This window comes from Salinivibrio sp. VGrn1, from assembly GCF_009377995.1.
Taxonomy (GTDB): domain Bacteria; phylum Pseudomonadota; class Gammaproteobacteria; order Enterobacterales; family Vibrionaceae; genus Salinivibrio; species Salinivibrio siamensis.
Window position 1 is genome coordinate 146,571 of the sequence record NZ_SATA01000008.1, and the last position, 22,350, is coordinate 168,920.

16 protein-coding genes and 1 pseudogene are annotated in these 22,350 nt (G+C 51.7%); 11 read left to right on the forward strand and 6 right to left on the reverse strand.

Features of this window, described 5'->3' with window-relative positions; all coding sequences use genetic code 11:
* Positions 1 to 204 precede the first annotated feature (204 nt).
* Positions 205 to 909: a DUF3379 family protein gene (locus tag EHW56_RS12560; RefSeq protein WP_077771491.1), complete on the reverse strand. Its 705-nt coding sequence runs from the start codon at positions 907 to 909 to the stop codon at positions 205 to 207.
* Positions 896 to 1,435 (reverse strand): sigma-70 family RNA polymerase sigma factor, encoded by a 540-nt coding sequence (locus tag EHW56_RS12565; protein ID WP_152796285.1) that lies wholly within the window; start codon positions 1,433 to 1,435, stop codon positions 896 to 898. Before EHW56_RS12565 ends, EHW56_RS12560 begins: the two co-directional genes overlap by 14 nt.
* A gap of 463 nt (positions 1,436 to 1,898) precedes the next feature.
* Between EHW56_RS12565 and fadI the strand changes: the two genes are divergently transcribed.
* Both fadI and fadJ read left to right on the forward strand, forming a co-directional pair.
* Complete coding sequence (gene fadI, locus EHW56_RS12570) at positions 1,899 to 3,209, forward strand: acetyl-CoA C-acyltransferase FadI (protein WP_077578027.1); 1,311 nt, start codon at positions 1,899 to 1,901, stop codon at positions 3,207 to 3,209.
* Complete coding sequence (fadJ, locus tag EHW56_RS12575; protein WP_077665883.1) at positions 3,209 to 5,344, forward strand: fatty acid oxidation complex subunit alpha FadJ; 2,136 nt, start codon at positions 3,209 to 3,211, stop codon at positions 5,342 to 5,344. Before fadI ends, fadJ begins: the two co-directional genes overlap by 1 nt.
* Before the next feature lie 61 nt (positions 5,345 to 5,405).
* Here fadJ and EHW56_RS12580 read toward each other — a convergent pair whose 3' ends face one another.
* Positions 5,406 to 8,183 (reverse strand): insulinase family protein, encoded by a 2,778-nt coding sequence (locus EHW56_RS12580; protein WP_172970034.1) that lies wholly within the window; start codon positions 8,181 to 8,183, stop codon positions 5,406 to 5,408.
* A 142-nt stretch (positions 8,184 to 8,325) separates the two neighbouring features.
* On the opposite strand from EHW56_RS12580, the gene sixA reads away from it, so the two are divergent.
* Complete coding sequence (gene sixA / locus EHW56_RS12585; protein ID WP_077578029.1) at positions 8,326 to 8,817, forward strand: phosphohistidine phosphatase SixA; 492 nt, start codon at positions 8,326 to 8,328, stop codon at positions 8,815 to 8,817.
* A 45-nt stretch (positions 8,818 to 8,862) separates the two neighbouring features.
* Here the strand turns inward: sixA and smrB are convergent, their stop codons facing one another.
* Positions 8,863 to 9,393: an endonuclease SmrB gene (gene smrB / locus EHW56_RS12590; protein WP_046074905.1), complete on the reverse strand. Its 531-nt coding sequence runs from the start codon at positions 9,391 to 9,393 to the stop codon at positions 8,863 to 8,865.
* 120 nt (positions 9,394 to 9,513) lie between these two features.
* On the opposite strand from smrB, the gene prmB reads away from it, so the two are divergent.
* Both prmB and aroC read left to right on the forward strand, forming a co-directional pair.
* The gene (gene prmB / locus EHW56_RS12595) at positions 9,514 to 10,446 is read left to right on the forward strand and encodes a 50S ribosomal protein L3 N(5)-glutamine methyltransferase (protein ID WP_077606560.1); all 933 of its coding nucleotides are present in this window, start codon (positions 9,514 to 9,516) and stop codon (positions 10,444 to 10,446) included.
* A gap of 176 nt (positions 10,447 to 10,622) precedes the next feature.
* Positions 10,623 to 11,696, forward strand: a complete 1,074-nt coding sequence (aroC, locus tag EHW56_RS12600) for a chorismate synthase (protein ID WP_046074904.1) — start codon at positions 10,623 to 10,625, stop codon at positions 11,694 to 11,696.
* A gap of 57 nt (positions 11,697 to 11,753) precedes the next feature.
* On the opposite strand, the gene EHW56_RS12605 is transcribed toward aroC, so the two are convergent.
* Entirely contained in the window at positions 11,754 to 12,377 is a 624-nt protein-coding gene (locus tag EHW56_RS12605) for a trimeric intracellular cation channel family protein (protein ID WP_046074903.1), read from the reverse strand.
* Positions 12,378 to 12,578: 201 nt separating this feature from the next.
* Between EHW56_RS12605 and EHW56_RS15565 the strand changes: the two are divergent.
* Together EHW56_RS15565 and EHW56_RS15570 are read left to right on the forward strand one after the other, a co-directional pair.
* Positions 12,579 to 13,112, forward strand: a pseudogene (locus tag EHW56_RS15565) (elongation factor P hydroxylase); the annotation flags it as partial.
* A gap of 27 nt (positions 13,113 to 13,139) precedes the next feature.
* Positions 13,140 to 13,418, forward strand: a complete 279-nt coding sequence (locus EHW56_RS15570; RefSeq protein WP_077484690.1) for a YfcL family protein — start codon at positions 13,140 to 13,142, stop codon at positions 13,416 to 13,418.
* 106 nt (positions 13,419 to 13,524) lie between these two features.
* Here EHW56_RS15570 and mnmC read toward each other — a convergent pair whose 3' ends face one another.
* Positions 13,525 to 15,525, reverse strand: coding sequence for a bifunctional tRNA (5-methylaminomethyl-2-thiouridine)(34)-methyltransferase MnmD/FAD-dependent 5-carboxymethylaminomethyl-2-thiouridine(34) oxidoreductase MnmC (gene mnmC / locus EHW56_RS12615; protein WP_172970033.1), 2,001 nt, complete (start codon positions 15,523 to 15,525; stop codon positions 13,525 to 13,527).
* Between the two features lie 118 nt (positions 15,526 to 15,643).
* Between mnmC and fabB the strand changes: the two genes are divergently transcribed.
* The 4 genes from fabB to EHW56_RS12635 all read left to right on the forward strand — a co-directional run.
* Positions 15,644 to 16,858 (forward strand): beta-ketoacyl-ACP synthase I, encoded by a 1,215-nt coding sequence (gene fabB, locus EHW56_RS12620; protein ID WP_152796290.1) that lies wholly within the window; start codon positions 15,644 to 15,646, stop codon positions 16,856 to 16,858.
* A 253-nt stretch (positions 16,859 to 17,111) separates the two neighbouring features.
* Positions 17,112 to 18,266 (forward strand): 4-phosphoerythronate dehydrogenase, encoded by a 1,155-nt coding sequence (locus EHW56_RS12625; protein ID WP_077668780.1) that lies wholly within the window; start codon positions 17,112 to 17,114, stop codon positions 18,264 to 18,266.
* Positions 18,263 to 19,276: an aspartate-semialdehyde dehydrogenase gene (locus EHW56_RS12630; RefSeq protein ID WP_046074897.1), complete on the forward strand. Its 1,014-nt coding sequence runs from the start codon at positions 18,263 to 18,265 to the stop codon at positions 19,274 to 19,276. Before EHW56_RS12625 ends, EHW56_RS12630 begins: the two co-directional genes overlap by 4 nt.
* Before the next feature lie 283 nt (positions 19,277 to 19,559).
* On the forward strand, positions 19,560 to 22,350 hold a 2,791-nt coding region (locus EHW56_RS12635), incomplete at its 3' end, for a FimV/HubP family polar landmark protein (protein WP_371416110.1).

The following is a 22,350-nucleotide window of genomic DNA, read 5'->3' on the forward strand; positions in this document are numbered from 1 at the left end:
ACGATAAAGGGTAAAAACAAAATAATGAAACAACAAAAAACGAGTTTTTAGTGTTTTTATCTGCTGTGTTGGCGGGGATTTAAGCGACGAAGGATGAACTCAGCGCACACCTGTTACACATTAGGAGGCGAAAAGTCGTTGGCGCGGAAGGAAAAATCACAGCATGCGCCCTCTCTGCCTGCCGAGAGGGCGCACAATACGCGGTTAGATCGCTCTGGGGGTGAGTTGCTGTTGCAGTTGCTCGGCAATGGGGGCGGCGGCGCTTTTCGCCTCGCCGACCACAATCACGCTCGCTGAATGCACGGGGCGGCTGACGGCTTGCATTTTTCCGTCACTTTTTTGTGCGGGCGCCTGACTGGCAGACGGGACCACAAACACCGTATAGGCTTGTCCATCACTCTCCATCACCATGTGTAGGGCATGTTGCTCACCAAAACTACAATGGTTGATGTAAGTCACCTCGCCGGGGAGCGCATTAAACGCTTTGCCAAAGGGTTGTAACTTCGCGTTGACTTGCTCAATGGTCGCCCCCTCGTTAATACCTTCTATAAAGGCATGTTCGTGATAATAGTGCGCCAATGCCGTTTGATTAAGGTCGAGCGTCGCGTGCCCCCAATTAAACTGACCAAGTGCAATACCAAACACAAAGGCAATAGAGGCGGCAATAGCGAGATGCCAGCGCGGACGTTTGGCTCGTTGCTCAACGTCGGTGGTTTGCGAAAACAAAATTTTATCGGCTAAGTCTTCTGGCACATCCACGCGAAGCGCTTGGTCGATTTTACTGTCCAACTCGGCGATATCGTCCGCATAGTTTTGGTGACGTTCAGACTCGGCCTTGGCGGCTTGCAACTCAGGATCAGTATCATAAGGGTCTGCAAGTAGGCGGCGGCGAAATTCAAGATCGTCCATACTGTTGGCCTCCTGAGGTGGCGGTGGTGTCCAGCGCTTCTTTGAGTTGAGCGCGAGCGCGAAAGAGGCGAGTCATCACTGTGTTTTTGTTCAAATCCAAGATTTGGGCGATTTCGTCGCCGCTAAAACCGGCAATAACCTGTAAGACCAAGGGCTCGCGATATTCCGGTGATAAAGCGGCAATCTGCCGGTGTAGCCAGCGTTGTTCCATGGACGCTTCTTCGCTGGGTCGCGTTTTGTCTTCCAATTCGCCATCGTCAATGTCCACATGGTCAAACTGCTTCCGTTCGAAGCGCCTCGCATTCTCTCGGCGCAAAATGGTGATTAGCCAGGCTTTGGCTGCCTTGTCATCTTGCAAGCTGTCTAACGAGCGCCAAGCGCGTAAGCAGGTTTCTTGCACCAAGTCTTCCGCGATATGCGAGTCTTTTGCTAACCAGTAGGCATAGCGGTAGAGGTCACGATGCCATGCGCGCACCAATGCCTCGTATCGTGCTTGTCGGGTCATACCGGATGAGCCTTTATCCATGGATTAGTCAGCCTATAAAGACCGAGTGATTTGTCATTTTATTTCATCTTAGGTGAAAAATCGGTACAAGTTTGATCTGTTTCAATATTAGAACCCGACAAGTCGGTAAAGTGACTCCTGTCGTTATCGGCCATGTGTCGACACTCGTGAGGTTGAGTGAACGGCGTTTCCTTTTTGAATGATATGACTTTCTGTTCGGATCTGGGTGCGGGAAAAGCACTGCACACTTCCCAGATTATCGTTTTGCTTTCCAATATTTTTGGGGCCTGCGTTCGCGCAAGGCCCCTTTTTTTATTTTTCTTTTTGCTTTTTCGTTTGTTTACCATGAACCATTGTGGTGACACGGGTAGCGGATCTGTGCGCCTGTTGGCAATCTTACCAATCAATTAAAACGGATGTTTTAAGCTGGTAACAATTTGGTTACACTCGTGGTCAGACCTGTAGAACATCCTAAGGAGCAGTGATGACGTCTCAGCAACACCTCAAAACCAGCAATGGTGATCGCATTGCTATTGTGTCTGGGCTACGCACACCCTTTGCCCGCCAATCAACCGCTTATACTGACGTGCCAGCGGTTGATCTCGGCAAAATGGTGGTACAAGAGATGCTCAACCGAAGCAGTATTTCCCCGAAAGACATTGATCAAGTGGTGTTTGGTCAGGTGGTGCAAATGCCTGAAGCGCCAAACATTGCTCGCGAAATCGTGCTAGGTACTGGCATGGATATTCACACCGATGCCTACAGTGTTACGCGTGCCTGTGCCACCAGCTTTCAGGCGGTCGCCAATGTGGCAGAGAGTATGGTTGCAGGCACTATTCAAGTGGGTATTGCCGGCGGGGCGGATTCATCATCCGTACTGCCCATCGGCGTTAGTAAAAAACTGGCGCGGACATTACTAGACTTGAGCAAGGCGAAAACCATGAGCAAGCGATTAAAGCTGCTCAGTAAGCTTTCAGTGAAAGATCTGGCACCGGTTCCGCCCGCCGTGGCTGAATATTCGACGGGGCTGAGCATGGGGCAAACGGCCGAGCAAATGGCAAAGTCGCATCAGATCCCACGCAAAGAGCAAGATGCGCTAGCGCTGCGCTCCCATCAACTGGCGAGCAAAGCTTGGGATGAAGGCTTGCTCAGCGATGAAGTGATGACGGCCTATCCCGAACCTTACAAAACATGGATTGCACAAGATAATAACCTGCGCCCCGACTCCACGCTGGAGGACTACGCTAAGTTGCGTCCTGCATTCGACCGTAAGCATGGCTCGGTCACGGCGGCCAATAGCACGCCGCTGACTGATGGTGCGGCTGCGGTATTGATGATGCCAGAGAGTCGCGCGAAAGCATTGGGTCTTGAGGTGCTCGGTTACATTCGCTCGTATGCGTTCTCCGCCATCGGGGTGGAAAAAGACATGCTGATGGGCCCTTCTTACGCCACACCACTTGCGCTTGATCGTGCGGGGATTTCTCTTGCGGACTTAACCTTGATTGATATGCACGAGGCGTTCGCTGCGCAAACCTTATCCAATGTTAAAATGTTTGCCTCCGACGCCTTTGCTCGTGAGCATTTAAATCGTGACCGCGCGATTGGTGACATCGATATGGATAAATTCAACGTGTTAGGGGGGTCAATCGCCTACGGCCATCCATTTGCCGCGACAGGCGCGCGGATGATCACCCAAACCTTACGTGAATTAAAACGTCGTGGCGGCGGATTAGCATTGAACACAGCCTGTGCAGCAGGTGGCCTAGGCGCAGCAATGATCTTGGAGGCAGAATAATGACCACAGAAACCCATCAAGCCTTTCATTTAACGGTTGCTGATAACCAAATAGCCTGGCTGACCATTGATGTGCCGGGCGAGAGCATGAATACGCTGCAGGCAAGCTTTGTTGAGGGCGTTTCCGCGGTATTAGACCAACTCGAAAACGATAAAAGCGTGAAAGGGCTAGTGATTCACTCTGGTAAGCCAGATAACTTTGTGGCCGGTGCAGACGTGCGCATGCTAGAAGCCTGTGACAGCGCCGAGCAAGCCCGCGATATTGCCGCGCAAGGTCAGGCTCTGTTTTCACGCATTGAAAAGCTTCCATTTCACGTGGTGGCAGCCATTCACGGCCCTTGCCTAGGTGGTGGGCTGGAGCTCGCGCTTGCCTGTCACAGCCGTGTGGCCACAGATTGGGATAAAACGCGCCTTGGCTTGCCAGAAGTACAACTAGGCTTGTTGCCAGGGTCGGGCGGTACACAGCGACTCCCTCGCCTTATCGGTGTGCCTGACGCACTCGATATGATGCTAACGGGCAAACAGTTACGCGCCAAAAAAGCGAAAAAGCTTGGTGTGGTGGATGACTGTGTGCCAGATACCGTTTTGCTCGACGTGGCCGAACAGCTGGCGCAGAAATCGAAACCAAAACGCAACCGCAGCTGGCAAAGCTGGATGCTGAGTGGGAATGCGGTTGGGCGTAACATCGTCTTTGATCAAGCAGGCAAAAAAGCGCGAGCGAAAACCCGTGGTAATTACCCTGCCGCCGATGCCATTTTATCCGTGGTGAAAAAGGGCCTCGATAAAGGTTTGAAAGCCGGCTTTGAGGAAGAAGCGCGCCAGTTTGGTGAGCTGGTGATGACGTCGGAGTCTAAAGCACTTCGTAGCATTTTCTTCGCGACCACCGCGATGAAAAAAGAAAACGGTGCCGATGCTGAGCCCAGCGATATCAGTCGTATTGGCGTGCTTGGCGGTGGCTTGATGGGCGCGGGAATTGCGCATGTTTCGGTCGCAAAAGCGGGTTATCCCGTACGCGTGAAAGATGTGAGCGAAGATGGTATTTTGAATGCTCTGCGGTATAGCTATCAACTGCTGGACAAAAAACGCAAGCGTAAACAGCTCAGTAAGGCCGAGCTGCAAGCGACGATGATGCAGCTATCGGGCGATACACAGGCGACGACCCTCTCTAACTCGGATGTGGTGATCGAAGCGGTATTTGAAGATTTATCGCTTAAACACCGCATGGTGGAAGAGATGGAGTCCATCACCGAGAAGGACGCGATTTTTGCTACCAATACCTCGTCATTGCCTATCCACCAAATCGCTGAAGGCAGCCAGCGCCCGGAAAACATTGTGGGCTTGCACTACTTTAGCCCGGTAGAAAAAATGCCACTGGTGGAGGTGATCCCCCATAAAAACACCAGTGATAAGACGATTTCGACTGTAGTTAAGCTGGCGCGCCAGCAAGGTAAAACGCCGATTGTGGTCGGTGATAGCGCAGGCTTTTACGTCAACCGGATCCTTGCCCCTTATATGAATGAGGCCGCGCGCGTGTTGTTGGCTGGAGAAAGCATTGAGCATATCGACACCGCGCTATTGGACTTTGGCTTCCCTGTTGGGCCTATCACCTTACTTGATGAGGTGGGCATTGATATTGGCGCTAAGATAGCGCCTATCCTGACGCAAGAGCTTGGGGAGCGTTTTGAAGCGCCGGATGTTTTCGATGTGCTGCTGAATGACGACCGCAAAGGGCGTAAAACAGGTAAGGGCTTCTATCGCTACGATGCCAGCAAAAAAGGCAGCAAGGCTAAGCAGGCCGATAAGAAAGTCTACAGCTTGCTCAATATTACCCTTAACGCCCAGTTGTCTGGTCATGAGGTGGCGCAGCGCTGCGTATTGATGATGCTCAATGAAGCGGCACGATGCCTCGATGAGGGCGTGATTCGTTCTGCACGTGACGGTGACATCGGTGCGATCTTTGGTATCGGCTTCCCGCCGTTCTTGGGCGGACCTTTCCGCTATATGGACCATATCGGCATTGACCGTGTGGTCAACTTGCTCAACGAGCATCAAAATCGTTACGGTGAACGATTTGCTCCTTGTGAGCGCTTAACCGTGATGGCCAAAGAAGGGCAGGTGTTTTACCCCGAAAGCTAACCGTTAGCCAGCCAATGATAGAAAGGGCAGCCAGTGGCTGCCCTTTCTATTGATTGGGAGATTAGTCCTCACTACGCTGACATAAAGCGCGGAAGGCAGCGATATCCGCAATCGGATAGGCACCGTCTAGGTGTGCATCTTGTTGATGTTCTGTCCCGCAACTGTGCATGACTAACCTATCTGCGGTTCTCGGCTTGAGTGTATTGACCACAAACCGCACCATATCCGCGCGACTGAGTGTCGCCATCGCCTCTGCAACCTGCTCGCGACGTTGGTATTGATAGTCTTTGTTGCCAATACTGATCCAGTAACGTTGAGCGCGAGCTCGTAGGTTATTATCCGGCTCTCTCACTTGTGCCAATAAGCTTTGCTTGCTGCTTTGCCAGCTTGCCTCCGTCATTTCTAACAGCACCATGAAAAAAGCATTGAGAAAGTCGTCAATCGCTGCCATTAACTGGTTGGGGCCTGCCATGGGGGACTGCACATAAAAAATCAGTCCAGGGTGGCGGTTTAGCGGTAAGTTATTAGCACCAACCATATAACCTAATTGTTGTTTGGTGCGCAGTTCGTTGAAAAAAGTCGCCGACATCAGGTGGTTGGCCAAGGTGTAGGTCGCCACAGCTTGAGGGTCGGTCGATGAACTTTGGTAATACACTAGAAGCGCTGACTCAGCATGCGCAAGAGGGCGCTCAAAACTGACGGTACCGACGCCCTCAAGTAAGGTCAACGGACGCACAGACTCTTGATACGCTTGTCCTTTCACGCGCAAACTGTCTTTGACAGTTTCTGCTAAGGCCTTGGCATGATGGCGGTGCCAATTACCATACATAAACATATCGACATGCAAGGTGGCGAGCATGGCATCGACAAAGTCAGGTAAGTCACTCAGGGTCACCGTTTCCAATGCCGCTAAAAGGGCGTGATACGGTGGATTATTAGGCTGAAGCAGCCCGGTCATGCTGTTATATAATTGGCTCAGCGGCTTGTTCTTTTCTGCGTTTTCCCAGCTACGTTGCAGCTGCGCTTTTATGGTCTCGAAGCGCTCAGGGTTGAAACTGCGCTGAGAGAAGGTTTTCAAGATAAGTTCGAGCAATAGCGGCTGCTTGTCATTGAAGCCACTGAGTGTCAGCGTTACCCCACCTTGGTGCGCGTATAAATTGTAATTTATTCCCGCAATTTCAGCCTGATAGGCTTGCTCATTTAGGGCTTCGAGCAACATTTCAACACTTAAGCGGGTCATGACAATGTTTTTCACCGTCGCCACGGCATGTGGGCTATCGATGGCGATATAGATGTGGCCTTTAGGCACGCGAAAGTGGGGTTCTTGGCCATGCCAAAGGCGGAAACCAGGTAGCGCTTCAATTAAGCTTGGTACCTCGCTGGCATCTTGCTCGATAGCCAGTGGATGCAGGGCATCGGCAATATAAGGGTTGGGGTCAGGCAGTGTCAGTGCCGGTGAAATGTAATCGGTTTTCCATTTGGCAATTTGTTGCGTAGAAAAGCGTTTCACCGCGTAGGGCGTGTGATACCAATCGGCGCACTGATCGTAACTTAGCCCTTTGGCAACCAGCATCACGCGAAGATTATCGACGCTCATATGTTGTAGCATGGCTTGAATCTGGTGGCGATCAAACCCTGTCATCATGTAGTCGCCATACAGAAGATCGGCTGGCGCATAATGCTGCATGTTCATCACCAAATGACTGACGGTATCAATGGGTCGGTGCGGGTCTTGGTAATGAAATGCCAGCTCTTGGACTTGTCGTTTTTCTTGATAACGCCAAGGTTGTAATCCATCGCGCCGAATGAGGGCAATGGCTTGAAAAACATAGGCAATAATGTCGTCGAGATGGCTAAGCCCTAATGGCGTCAACGAAAAACCGAGGGTAAATTCACGAAAATCTCGCCCGCTGATCCCACCACCCGCAGACAAGGTGTTGATATAGCCCTTATTTTTTAATAGTGACATTAAACTCCCTGGCCCCTCATACCCCAATAAATGGGCAATGTAAGACAAAGGCTTAGTGCGGTATTGCTCGGGACTTTCAGGGACAGAAAACGCCAAGGTGAGCTTACGAACGTCTTTTAAAGGTTCAATGCTCACCCATTGATGCTGCTCATTTTTGGTGACTAAGGGCGCATTGATGGCAAGTTCGGGGTAGTGATGGTTGGCAATGGCGGAAAAATATTGTTTCGCGAAGCGCTCAAGCTCATCCAATGACTGTGGCCCGGTCAATGCCAGTGTCATAAGATTGGCGCTGTAGTTAGCTTGGTAAAAGGCGATGAGATCATCACGTACATTGGAGTCATCGCGGTCCGCGAGCGTCTCGACACTGCCAACGGAGAACTTGGCAAATGGATGGTTGGGGTTGATGGTTTCTTTATGAACTTGATAGATACGTCGCACGTCGTCATTGAGCTTCATGCGATACTCGGCGTCGACCGATTGGCGCTCTTTATCCACGGCATCAGCATCAAAACGCGGTGAAATGAAAAATGCGCTGAAGCGATCTAAGCTCGCGGCGAACTGGCGGGGGCGAATATCGAAAAAGAAGGTAGTGTGTTCTGTGCCTGTCCACGCGTTATTGTGGCCACCATGCTGGCTAATAAAGCGCTGAAAGTCACCGATGACGGGGTACTGCTCAGTCCCCAAAAAAAGCATATGCTCAAGAAAGTGGGCCAGCCCTTGTCGCTCGTCTGGATCGTGGAAGTGACCGACATTCACTGACAATGCTGCGGCACTACGATGCGCATATGGGTCATTCACCAATAAGACACGTAATGCGTTAGGAAGCGTGATATAACGGTAGTGTTTATGGTCGTTAGGGCTAACGTGCACAAGCATCTCACTATCAGAGTAAATAAGTTAGTAGTAAGTATGACTACCAGTGACCAGAGTCGCAAACCACTTATTTGGTCTTTTGCGGTTCATCTTGATAGCATGCAGCCAATCTTGGCATATGAATGTGGGTATTAAGGCGATGAAAGTAATCATAATGCGTCATGGCGAAGCGCAAGCATTTGCGGCCAGTGATAGCGACCGCGCGCTAACTGCCAATGGTGAACAACAAAGTAAACAGATGGCGACGTGGCTGAACCAGCAATTAGATGGAAAAGTGATTGATAAAGTGTTGGTGAGCCCTTACTTACGTGCGCAACAGACATGGCAGGTATGTGCGCCTTTATTACCCGATGCAAAAGAGGTGATCACGGAAGAAGAGATCACCCCTTATGGGCAAAGTGATCGTGTCTATGATTATGTCAATGCAATGATAGAGGTTGAGACGCTCGACGTGGTCTTGGTTGTCTCTCATCTGCCCTTAGTCGGATACCTCACTAACGAGTGGGTGCAAGAGGGGCAACCGCCAATGTTTGCGACCTCAGCCATGGCCATGATAGAAGTGGACGTCACGACCCACCAGGCGTCGCTGAGTGCGCATATGTCACCACGACAGCTTTTGAATCCGAAATAGATAAAGCGGCTTGATGCTGACCTGTTTCTTTAGCGACAGGTTGCTTTAGCGCTCAGGCACTTCAATCAACACCAGCAAGGCGGCATCCCCACCAAACTCACGTGGGGCTTGGTGAAACGCCATCACATTGGGGTGTTGTGCTAGCCACAGTGGAATTTTGTCTTTGAGTACGCGTTTACCAATCCCGTGCATTACGCTGGCGCAACGAATACCGTCTTTCACACAGGCCGCGAGCATCGCCCCCAGCTCTCGTTTGGCTTCTGTTTGGGTCATCCCGTGTAAATCGAGATAGATATCGGGCACATACACACCACGGCGAAGCCGCTTGACCTCGTATTTAGAGACATCCTGGCGGGCGTACTGCATCGGGCCCGATTCACTGAGCAGCGGCTCGAACTCATCGGAAAAGTAAAACGCATGATCGCTACTCTGTCGCTCAAACTGACGTTGTTTGCGCGTTTTGGTCGTCTGGCGTTGTGGCGGGTTTATGGTATCCTGCTTCAACTTTTTTGCGCCCTTGACGGCATCACGGAATAGCGCCAAGTCCTCTTCCGTCATCGATGGTTTTTTGCTCATAAAAACTGTCCCCGAGGTGATGACCTGAATTGTACATTCAGCCAGCTCAAAATGCTGCTTATTGTACTGACCTCGCGTCAAAGGGCGACCCCCAATTGCATGAAGCCGATGGAGGCCAATGTGGATACGATTTTTACTGAAGAGGTGGTCAGCGAGTTACATACGCTGCAAGACATGCTGCGCTGGACCGTCAGTCGTTTCAATGCGGCAGGCTTGTTTTATGGCCACGGCACCGATAACGCGTGGGATGAGGCGGTACAGCTGGTCTTACCGACACTCTACTTGCCGATCGATGTGCCCTCAGAAACGCGCTTTTCGCGTCTGACCACCAGTGAAAAGCATCGTATTGTTGAGCGTGTCATTGCACGTATCAATGATAAAACACCGGTTGCCTATCTGACCAACAAAGCGTATTTCTGTGGCTTAGAGTTTTTTGTCGACGAGCGCGTGCTCGTTCCACGTTCACCGATTGGTGAGCTTATCCAGCAAGAATTCGCTGGCATCTTGCCTCACCCGCCTCGCCGGATTATGGATTTATGCACGGGCAGTGGTTGTATCGCTATCGCGTGTGCTTATGCGTTCCCAGAGGCAGAGATCGATGCGGTGGATATTTCCACCGACGCGCTGGATGTGGCTGAAATCAATATTCAGGATCATGGCTTGGAAGAGCAAGTGATCCCGATGCGATCGGATTTACTAAAAGATGTCCCGCACGATAAATACGACTTAATTGTGAGCAACCCACCGTATGTTGACGCGGAGGATATGGACGACTTACCGGATGAGTTTCGCCATGAACCTGAGCTGGGGCTTGCCGCCGGCACGGATGGCTTAAAGTTAGTACGGCGTATGCTTGCTAATGCCCCCGATTATCTCACAGAAGAGGGCGTATTGGTCTGTGAAGTCGGCAACTCGATCGTGCATATGCAAGAGCAGTATGGTCATTTGCCTTTGCACTGGATTGAGTTTGAAAACGGCGGTCATGGCGTGTTTATGATCAGCCGCCATGACCTCGTTGCGTGTGCCGATGAATTTGCGCTTTATCGCGATTAGCGGCAAGGCATCTTTTCGATATAAAGCCAGCCTCGAGCTGGCTTTTTTATTCTCTATCACTGACAAGCGTTGCCTCATGCGCCTGGATTTTTTTTGCGTCTTTGGTTGCTTTATGGTTAATTGCTAACAAAGTACGCAAAAATACAACAATGCCGATCAGGCAAATAGAGGAAGGCATGGCAGGCAACACGATAGGACAGATATTTCGCGTCACGACCTTTGGAGAAAGCCACGGCGTTGCGTTGGGGGCGATTATTGACGGCTGCCCGCCGGGGTTAGCACTGAGCGAAGCGGATATGCAGCATGATCTCGATCGCCGTCGTCCCGGCACGTCGAAATACACCACACAGCGCCGTGAGCCGGATGCGGTGAAAATCCTTTCTGGGGTCTTTGAGGGCCAAACCACGGGGACATCGATCGGGTTGATGATCGAAAACACCGATCAGCGCTCGAAAGACTACTCCAAAATCAAAGATGTGTTTCGTCCCGGTCATGCGGACTTTACCTACCATCATAAATACGGCATCCGCGACTACCGCGGCGGTGGTCGCTCGTCAGCGCGTGAAACGGCGATGCGCGTGGCTGCAGGCGCGGTGGCTAAAAAATACCTCGCGCAAGTACATGGCATTCAAGTGCGTGCTTACTTGGCGCAGATGGGAGAGGTGACCATAGACACGGTCGATTGGGCTCAAGTCGAGCAAAACCCCTTCTTCTGCCCGGACGCAAATAAGCTCGAGGAGTTAGATGCACTTATCCGTCAGCTCAAAAAAGACGGCGACTCAATTGGTGCCAAACTGACCGTGGTGGCGGAGAATCTGCCGGTAGGCCTAGGTGAGCCGGTATTTGATCGCTTAGATGCAGATATTGCCCATGCGCTAATGGGGATCAATGCGGTAAAAGGGGTCGAAATTGGTGATGGTTTTGATGTGGTGCAGCAGCGTGGCAGTGAACATCGCGATGAAATTCACCCTGAAGGGTTTGCCTCAAACCATGCTGGTGGCATTCTCGGTGGGATCTCTTCAGGCCAGCCATTGGTGGCACATTTAGCGCTCAAACCCACCTCGAGCATTACCGTGCCGGGCAAGAGTATTGATGTTCACGGTGAATCCGCGGATGTGGTGACGCGTGGTCGTCATGACCCGTGTGTGGGTATCCGTGCGGTGCCGATTGCTGAAGCGATGGTGGCGATTGTGTTGATGGACCACTTGCTGCGTCATCGTGGACAAATGGGCGAAAACCCCAGCACTTAACAGCGCGTTCTTCTCACGCGACAGACAAAAACCGCACTACGTTGTGCGGTTTTTTTATCAGTGTAGAGAGGAAGGGGCTTCAAAGCGGAAAACCGGTAACGACCAGCTAAAGCGAACAGCCGCCATTCGGAATCCAAAACCAATCACTAAACTGGCGACGGTCGCAATCAGTTCACCGACATCAAGTCGAATCAAACTAAAGTAGAGCGCACCGGTGACAAAGGCGACCAAGGCATACAGCTCTTTGTGCAATACCATAGGCGATTGACGACAGATCAAGTCGCGCAATAGCCCACCAAAAATACCGGTAATCAAGGATGAAACCATGCAAATTAACGGGTGTAACCCCATATCCATCGCCACACGGCAACCGATAATACTAAAAGCGGCAAGGCCCAGTGCATCTAGGGTAACAAAGAGTTTATAATTGCGAGCAACCCAACTGGCAATCCATGGCGTGATCAAGCCGGCGAGGCAGGTGATCACGAGAAAGTGTGGGTTAGCGACCCAGGTTAGAGGGTAGTGGCCAAAAAGAATATCGCGGACTGTCCCGCCTCCGATAGCGGTGGCACTAGCGACAAACATCACCCCAAACCAGTCCATGTGTTTTCGCCCGGCACTGAGCGCGCCTGTCATGGCTTCCGCGGTAATGCCTATGACATAAAGCGTCAATAACAACATACAACCCGACACCTTACATTGAGATTAGAAATTGACGCGCATTGTAGTGGCCTTATTTGCCTTTCACAATCAAATTTGTAGTAAAAAACACATTAAAAAGAATGTGTATATTGAAAGGTTTAGCCGAGGTATGTGCGGCTTTTTATCGCTAAGAGCGTGTTTTTGTTTTCTTATTGATATTTGATCTTATTAAAGAGCAGTATGACCCACGATTATCACGACTTGATCCAACTTTTTAACCAATCCTTTCTTGCCTCTTTCAATACTGAGCTGGTGCGTGGCGGGGATGAACCTATTTACTTACCTGCGGATGCGGCGCACCCGCATCACCGCGTGATCTTTGCCCGCGGATTTTTTGCCTCTGCCTTACACGAAATTGCACACTGGACCATTGCCGGTGTGCAGCGCCGTCAATGGGAAGACTATGGCTATTGGTATCATCCGGATGGCCGTGACGCTGACACGCAAGCGGCCTTCGAGGCGGTCGAAGTGAAGCCGCAAGCGATTGAATGGATCCTCTCTGCAAGCTGTGGGTTTCGCTTTCAAGTGAGCTGCGACAATTTAAGTGGTGTTGAGCCCGATCGCCACGCGTTTACTGATAAAGTTCGGCAACAAGTCGTACAATATGTCTCGGATGCATCGACAAGCGCCGCTTTGCCCGTGCGCGCCAAGCAGTTTTCTGATACCTTGCGAGACTTTTATGGTGTTGCACCGTTGACGCCAGATACCTTTACGTTGCCAAGCCAAGCCAAGGTTAAAAAGATGAAAGTTCAAGACTACGAAGCACGCATTCTAGCGTTAATCGATGAGATGGTAGAAACCGCCTCAGACGATGAATTGTTTGCCAGTGGCTATTTACGTGGCCACGTTTCTTTAGCGGCAGCGGACTGTGAGTTGGAAGGCGTTGATGAGGTGTCAGCATTGAAAGCGCGCGTCGATGCCAGTCTCAATGACAATGCCAGTGAGCTGTCACCCGGCGACCAACGTCTCGTCGGAGCGCTGTGGGATCTATTGCAGCAGCAAGTGGAAAAAGACGCGTAACGTGCTGTTTTAAATCGAACATTAAGCGGTATCACAAACGATACGTCTTGGAAAAAGAAAGCCATCGCCTCGACGATGGCTTTTTTTTTGACCTTATCCGAGGGGGCTACAGTGCTTTACCTTTTAGCAGCTTACGAACCCACATTCGCCCTGGATGCAGAGTGTCTAGGACCGACTGAGGTAAAGGTAAAGGCTCGTCACACAGCTGTGCTGCTAGCACTTCTGCCGCCAATGGCGCTGAGGTGAGGCCGCGAGAGCCGAGCCCCAGTAAGCAAAATAATCCTGGGTAAACGGGAACGGCGTCCGCCTTTTCTTTGTCTTTTTGCAAGGTTTGGTAGGTGGAAACCAAGGCGTCATAATCACACACGTTGCCCACAAAGGGTAAATGGTCGCGACTGGCGCAGCGCACCCCAACGCGTCCTTTTTCCGCCAGTGGCACCGCGCGCGCCCACTCAGTGTCGATACAATCGGTTAAGCGTTGTTGATTTTCTAGCTGATCGGCAGCTTGGAACGCTAAGTCAGCATTATTGCGACGATAGCTGGCGCCTAGACAATGTTCCTCCCCCTGATTAGCCGGTGTTAAATAGCCTTCGAAACACAATACAGTGTTGAGCTTACTGAGTTCGGTATTGGTGGGCACATGGCTGACTTGACCGCGCACGGGGTAAACCGGAATAGGCTGTGTTTGGCTGAAGCTATCTGCTTGGTGGCCATTGGCGATCACCACATTTTGATGACAAACCTCACCCATGCTGGTATCGAGTGTCCAACCATTGTCCGATTGCGTCAGCGCATTCACATGACAACCAAAATAAGCATCAAGCTGCCCGCTGGCTATCGCTGCATCAATCACGCCCGCGGTAAACTGTTGCGGGCTCATCCAGCCGCCAAGCGGATAAAACACGCCGGCATGTCCGGTTTCTAAACCGACTTTCTCGCTCACGCCATCGACATTTAACGGTGTGACCAATGCTTCAGGAAAGGCACCATCGACCATCTTAGCGAGCTTAGCGGCACTTTTTTCGTCGTAGCCGAGTTGCGTGACGCCACACCAGTCGTGTTCAAATGGGATACCTCGCGTGCGTTGCTGATCGATAAATTGGCGAGAAAACAAAAAGGCGGGGGCAAAAAACTGGCTTAAATTATCGTTATTGCCATTTAAAAGCGGATAAATGGCGCCTTGATGGTTCCCAGATGCGCCAGCCGCAGGGCGCGGGTCTTGGCAATACAGCGTGACTTGCTTACCCCGTTGAAGCAATGCGGTGATTAAGGCGGCACTGGCAATGCCGCCGCCAATAATGGCGATGTCGTCCGCTGTTGAGGCAGGTGAGCGTGCATACCAAGGTGAGTAGCTTGCAGCGGCTTGGCGAGCAGGCAATGTGCCTGACAACATGTCGCGTTTGAAGCCGAAGCCTTTTACTTTTTTCATCTCAAAACCGGCCTCGATAAGGCCACGGCGCACAAATCCCGCCGCTGTGAAGGTGGCACAGGTACATTGCTCGCGCGCAAGTCGTGCCATGCCATTAAACAAGGCTTGATTCCACATCTCTGGGTTTTTGCTTGGGGCAAAGCCGTCTAAATACCAAGCATCCACGATCCCTCCAGGGCCCGTTGGCACTTGTGGTAACCAATCTTTAATATCACCAAACCACAAATCGAGTGTAATCTGACCTTGAGCCAAGACGACACGTTGACAACCCGCGAGCGGGACGGGGTAATAGGCACGTAATTGCTCAGCATAGCTTGCCAGCTCTGGCCAAGCTTGATGTGCACGGGCGAGATCCTCTACTGTCAGGGGGTACTTCTCAAAACTGATAAAGTGAAGCTGGGTCACAGGTGCATTTGGATGGGTTTGACGGAACTGCTCGAATGCTGCCCAAGTAGCCAGAAAGTTGAGCCCAGTGCCAAAGCCGGTTTCCGCAATCACAAACCGGGATGATGTGGCGGTTTGCCAACGTGCGGGAAGTTGGTTTTGTTCGATGAACACATAGCGGGTCTCGGCCAAACCGTCGTGATTGGAAAAGTAGACGTCATCAAACTGTTCCGCGACGGGGGTGCCCGTATCATTCCAGCTGATTTTTGCGTGGTCGATCGAGGGAGTGCTCACAAATGCCTCTTACACAGGAAAGGAAAAAGCAAATTGTACTGGCTCTAAGGAAAGCTGACCACTTATCAGCTTTAAAAACGCTATCATCCACTGCGAAATTAACGTCTAGGAAAGAATCATGAAACGAGCTGTCATTACAGGCATGGGGATTGTTTCCAGTATTGGTAACAACGTCAAAGAAGTGCTGGAGTCGCTCAAAGCGGGAAAATCTGGCATTAACTTTTCTCAGCAGTTTGCAGATATGAAGCTGCGCAGCAATGTTTGGGGTGATCTCAAACTCAACCCCGCCGACCATATTGATCGCAAAAGAATGCGCTTTATGGGTGACGCGGCGGGTTTTGCCTACCTAGCGATGGAACAGGCAATCGAAGACTCGGGCTTAGCCCCTGAGCAGGTTTCTAACCCACGAACTGGTTTAGTTGCCGGGTCGGGGGGCGCGTCATCCGTTAACCAAGTTACCGCCGTTGATACATTGCGCGAGAAAGGGGTTAAACGTGTTGGCCCTTACATGGTGCCGCGCACCATGTCATCAACTGTTTCAGCGTGTTTGGCGACTCCGTTCCAAATCAAAGGGGTGAACTACACCATGAGCTCTGCATGTGCGACTTCGGCACATTGTATCGGCCATGCCCTAGAGCTGATTCAACTGGGTAAACAAGATGTGGTGTTTGCCGGTGGCGGTGAAGAGCTGGATTGGTCGCTTACCATGATGTTTGACGCGATGGGAGCCCTTTCAACCAAATACAATGATGATCCGCAAAAGGCATCACGCACCTATGACGCGGACCGGGACGGTTTCGTCATTTCAGGTGGCGGCGGCATGCTGGTCGTGGAAGAGCTGGAGCATGCGTTGGCGCGTGGTGCGACCATCTACGGTGAAATTGTCGGGTACGGTGCAACGTCTGACGGGTATGACATGGTGGCACCGTCGGGTGAAGGCGCTGTGCGCTGTATGAATATGGCGATGCAAGATGTGGATGGCGAGGTTGATTACATCAATACGCATGGTACATCAACGCCTGTGGGTGATGTGAAAGAGCTAGGCGCAATTCAAGAAGTGTTTGGCGGTAAGAGCCCAGCCATTTCTGCGACTAAGTCAATGACAGGTCACGCGCTCGGTGCTGCTGGTGTGCACGAAGCCATCTATTCAACCTTGATGCTTGAACAAGGCTTTGTCGCGCCAAGTATCAATGTGGAGAACTTGGATCCCGCGGCTGAAGGGTTAGATATTGTGACCCAACCGCGAGAGCAAGCACTGACGCGCGTGATGTCGAACAGCTTTGGGTTCGGCGGTACCAACGCCACCTTGGTGATTGAAAAGTATCGCAGCTGATCCCGCGCCTGTTTCCAGGTTTGCAGAGAGACTCTGCCATCAGACACGGATCATTATCGTTGAGAGCCGTTAATGGTCTTTTCAGGTCCTGGATTTACCCGGCTTCGGCCGGGTTTTTTTATGTCTGAGGCCACCCGGTAAGCGGGGTAACCCGCTCAGCTGAAGGGTGTTTTCTTACCGTGAGACAGATACAATAACCTTCTCGCATTTAGCATCCGATAAGCGATGCACCGACTCACATAGGACGTTGAACGTGAAAATTGTCGTAGACGAAAACATGCCTTATGCCCAAACCTTGTTTAGTCAATTGGGTGAGGTGGTTGCATTACCCGGGCGCGCAATCCGTGCCGCGGATTTAATCGATGCTGATGCATTAATGGTGAGAAGCGTCACGCAAGTGAACCATGCGCTGATTGACGGTGCCACCCGTCTTCGTTTTGTCGGTTCAGCCACTGCTGGTGAAGATCATCTTGATTTTAACGCCTTGCACGCACAAGGCATCCATGGCACGGCAGCGCCAGGTTGTAATAAGGTTGGTGTCGCGGAATATGTGATCAGTGCTTTATTGGTATTGGCACAACAGCAAGGCTTTAAATTGACCGACCGCACAGTCGGTATTGTTGGCGTGGGTCATGTGGGAGACTACTTGGCTGCGCGGCTTGCGGCTCTTGGGATTACAACTTTGCTTTGCGACCCACCTCGTCAGGCTCGAGAGAACCTTGCTGACATGGTGGACATTGATACTCTGATCGCAAAATCGGACGTGGTCACTTTCCATACACCTTTGACCACGACTGGTGAGCACCCCACTTACCACCTCATGAATCAAGCTCGGTTAGAGGCGCTTGCGTCAGGCAGCATTTTGATAAATGCTGCGCGTGGCCCGATTGTTGACAACCATGCACTTAAAGCGCGGTTAGCACGAGGCGACATTGATGCGGTGTTGGATGTTTATGAACATGAGCCTGAGGTCGACCTTGCCCTTATGGACCAGCTCACGTTTGCCACACCTCATATTGCAGGCTATGGTCTGGAAGGAAAAGCCCGTGGTACCACCATGGTCTTTAACGCACTGTGTGAACACCTTGACTTGCCTCATCGTGTGCATGCCAGTGAGCTGCTGCCCACGGCGCCGATTCCACAGGTTGCCTTGGCACAGCCGTGGCAACAAAGCGATCTGATGGCACTGACCCAATTGGTCTACGATATTCGCCGAGATGACAGTGATTTTCGTCGTGCCATGCATACCGCAGGTGATGACAAACAGGCTCAGCGTACAGCCTTTGACCAATTGCGAAAAAATTACTGGGATCGACGCGAGTACAGTGCGATCACGGTAGCCGGACAGGCTGATTTCGGGTTACAGTCGCTGGCTAAGCTGGGCTTTAGTATTGAGGAGCATGCATGACACAAGCATTTGACGTTGCCATTTTGGGCGCAACCGGTGCGGTAGGGCGCACCATGATCGAGATTTTAGAAGAGCGCGATTTTCCCATTGGCACGCTACACCTCCTCGCCAGTGAGCGAAGTGCAGGTGAAACCATTAGCTTCAAAGGTGAGAGCTTGCGTGTGCAAAATGTCGACAAGTTTGATTGGACACAGGTTCAGCTTGGCTTGTTCTCGGCGGGCGCACAGGCTTCTGCGCACTGGGCGCCGATTGCAGCAGATGCGGGCGTCGTCGTTATCGATAACACGTCGCAGTTCCGCTATGACTTCGACGTACCCTTGGTGGTGCCTGAGGTGAACGCCGCCGCGATTGGTGACTTTCGTAACCGTAATATTATTGCTAACCCAAATTGCTCGACGATTCAGATGCTGGTGGCATTAAAACCTATTTACGATGCCGTCGGTATCGAACGCTTAAATGTGTCTACCTACCAATCGGTTTCTGGGTCAGGGAAAGCAGGCGTCGATGAGCTTGCCGGACAGACGGTTAAATTGCTTAACAGCCAAGATGCGGAGCCTGCGTTATACAGCAAGCAAATTGCTTTTAATTGTTTGCCCCAGATTGATCAGTTTATGGAAAATGGCTACACCAAAGAAGAAATGAAAATGGTGTGGGAAACTCAGAAAATTCTTGCCGATGAGATGATAGGGGTTAACCCTACTTGTGTGAGAGTGCCCGTGTTTTACGGTCATGCTGAAGCTGTGCACCTTGAGTGCCGTCAACCGATTGACGCGACGGAAGCGGTGGCGATCTTGAGTCAGCATGAACATATCGAGGTCTTTGAAGGGGAAGACTATCCTACACAGGTGAAAGAAGGCACTGGCTCAGATAAAGTGCTCGTCGGGCGTATTCGCAATGATATCAGCCACCCCAATGGACTTAACCTCTGGGTGGTGGCAGACAATGTGCGTAAAGGCGCAGCGACGAACTCAGTGCAAATTGCTGAAGTACTGGTTCGCGATTACCTTTAATCAACAAGCCTATGATCCGTAAAAGAGCGTGATAGCCCGCCCATCACCACACTAGGTTGATTGATACCCCATCCGTTGATGGGGTATTTTTTTAGGCATTAAATTTGCAACGATGGACGATACGCGACGTGTGACGATGCTATCATCGAGTCAAAACTGAGGCAGAGCGCCCACAGTTTGATCGCGCAACACACTTTTATATCACCAAACTACAGTTTTTAGCATGGCTTCCGATATAGTTAGATATTTAGTGAGGCCATTTTTGCCATAAGGGAGTGCGGGTGTGTCCAACGCACAGCAAAGTGAACAGTCTTCTTCTCAAACTCGATTGACCAAAACCCCGCATCGCGTTAAGCGGCATCTCATTGCCGTCGCAGGGGTATTGGCGGTTGCGCTTGTCAGTGTTTCAACGTTGCCGGTCGAAGCGGCAATACGCATTCTTGGTCCGCAAGATGAAATGGCGGCCGAAACCGCCTCGCCCCAACCGACGCCAGCGGTTGCATCGGCACAACAATATGGCCCAACTGGGGCCAACGAAACCTTGTGGTCGATTGCGACTCAAATGCGTCCTAATACGCAAGTAAGTGTGTATCAGACGCTCGGTGCGATTTTTCGTCTTAATACCGACGCATTCACCAACAACAATATTCATAGCTTGCAGCCGGGTAGCACCTTAGTGATGCCGACGCTGACGCAAATTGAGCGAGAAAGCACCCAGGACGTGATCAATCGGCTTGAAATTGATGAAGCGCGTAAGCAAGCCCAAAATACCACGCCCCTGAGCGAACAGGTTGAGCAACCGAGCCCACAACCACAGTCAGCACAAGCCGATAATAACCAAGCTGCGCAGACCCAACCAGCACCAAATAGCGAAGACGCGTCAGACGCCCAACCTAGTGGTGAGAGCTCGACAGCGAGCGCCCCAGAGCCACAAGTGGTACAAAACCTACAGTCTCAGCTGCAAGCCTCTGATCAAGAGATGACTCGCCTGGTTGAGAGCAATCATGTGCTCAAGGTCCGTCTGTCTGAAGTGCAGCACGAGTTGAGCGCGTTAAAAGAACAGGTAAGTGGTGATGCCGAGCTTAATAAAGAGATCCGAGCATTTTTAGAAACCCAGCGTCAGCAACAGGTGGCAAAGGATACCCAACCCCCATCCGCGGTTGAGTCTTTACTTGATAGCCCATTATTGCTTGCCATGTTGGCCATCATTCCTGGGGCCTTGATTGCAGGCGCGATATTCTTCTTCCTCGCACGTCGTAGAAAGCAAGAGGAAGACGCGGAAGAGCCTGCGGCGCTGGATCATGATGATATGGACGATATGCCTGTGGTCATGGTGCCCGATCCGGATGACGATGAAAGCGATGTTGACGATCCGCAAGATGACGATGAGCTAGAGATCACCGATGACGGTAAGGGATACGAGGATGTCGCGTTTGGCGATGATACCGACCTGGACGATCTGGATCTTGATGACGAACTCGATGACATGGCTGGCAATGAATCGAGTGTCGCGCCCACCAGCGATGATGCTATCGGTCTTGAAGACATGGAGCGCGCATTGGATGAGTTGGCAGATGCGCCGCCGGCTGATACGGAAAGCGCCGCCGATGACACATCATCCGACGATGACAGCGAATTAGAAACGGGCGAGGCAGAGCAACCTGAAGAGGAAATGAGTGCTGATGAAGCACTTGCCGCAGAGTGGGCCAAAGCGCTCGAAGAAGGCAATGACAGTGATGTCGACGATATCGATGCCTTGTTGGCAGGCGAAACGGGTGAAGACACGACTGCCGATGAGGTCTCCGCTGCTGATGAACCTGAGGACGAAAATACCGAGACCAAAGAACAGGCTTCACGAGAGAGCGAAAACAATGACGAGCAAGCGCCTAATGACGCCTTGTTTGACTCGGTGCTGGACGATGAGCCTGAGCTGGATTTAAGCCAAGATATTGACTTATCAGATGATGATAACGATGACGATGCCGTTTCTCTCGATAACACGACAGAGTTGCTTGATGAACTTGTCGGTGATGAAGAAGACGAGGACAGCTGGCTAAATGAAGGGGATGATACTGAGGACGAATTCGATGAAAGTAGTGATGCATTACTGGATGAAGTCTTAGACAAAGATGATGATCCTCATCTAGAAGATTCTGACGCTTTACTAGAAGAAGTGTTGGGGGATGACGATGAACCAGACCCACTCGCTGATGAGGACGATCCGGCACTGTGGGGAGAAGAAGATGACAGTGATCCGAACGAAGCGGAGCTCGAGCAACTTCTTTACACGTCGGATGAGCAATCAGAAGAAACACCTACAAGTGATCAAGGCTCAGAGACGCGCGTCGAGCAAGACGACGAGCCGCAAGCTGAGTTAAATGAAGATGACGCACCGGCGGACGAGCCAGCTGCACCAGAAGCGACTAGCGAGGCAGATGAAACGGCTGACGAGGACGCTGACGACGAACCGCAAGCCGAGTTAAACGAAGACGACGCACCGGCGGACGAATCGGGCACGCCAGAAGTTAGCGGCGAGGAAGATGAAACGGCCGACGAGGACGCTGACGACGAGCCGCAAGCCGAGTTAAATGAGGGCGACGATGCACCGGCGGACGAATCGGCCGTGCCAGAAGCGACTCGCGAGGAAGATGAAACGGCTGACGATGACGCTGACGACGAACCACAAGACGAGTTAAGTGAAGACGACGCTCCAGCGGACGAGCCAGCTGAGCCAGAAGCGACTATCGAGGCAGATGAAACGGCTGACGAGGGCGCTGACGACGAGCCGCAAGCAGAGTTAAATGAGGACGATGCACCGGCGGACGAGCCAGCTGCGCCAGAGGCTACCGGCGAGGCAGATGAAACGGCTGACGACGAGCTGCAAGCCGAGTTAAACGAAGACGACGCACCGGCGGACGAATCGGCTAAGCCAGAGGCGACTCGCGAGGTAGATGAAACGGCCGACGAGGACGCTGATGACGAACCGCAAGCAGAGTTAAACGAAGACGATGCTCTAGCGGACGAGCCAGCTGAGCCAGAGGCGACTCGCGAGGCAGATGAAACGGCTGACGAGG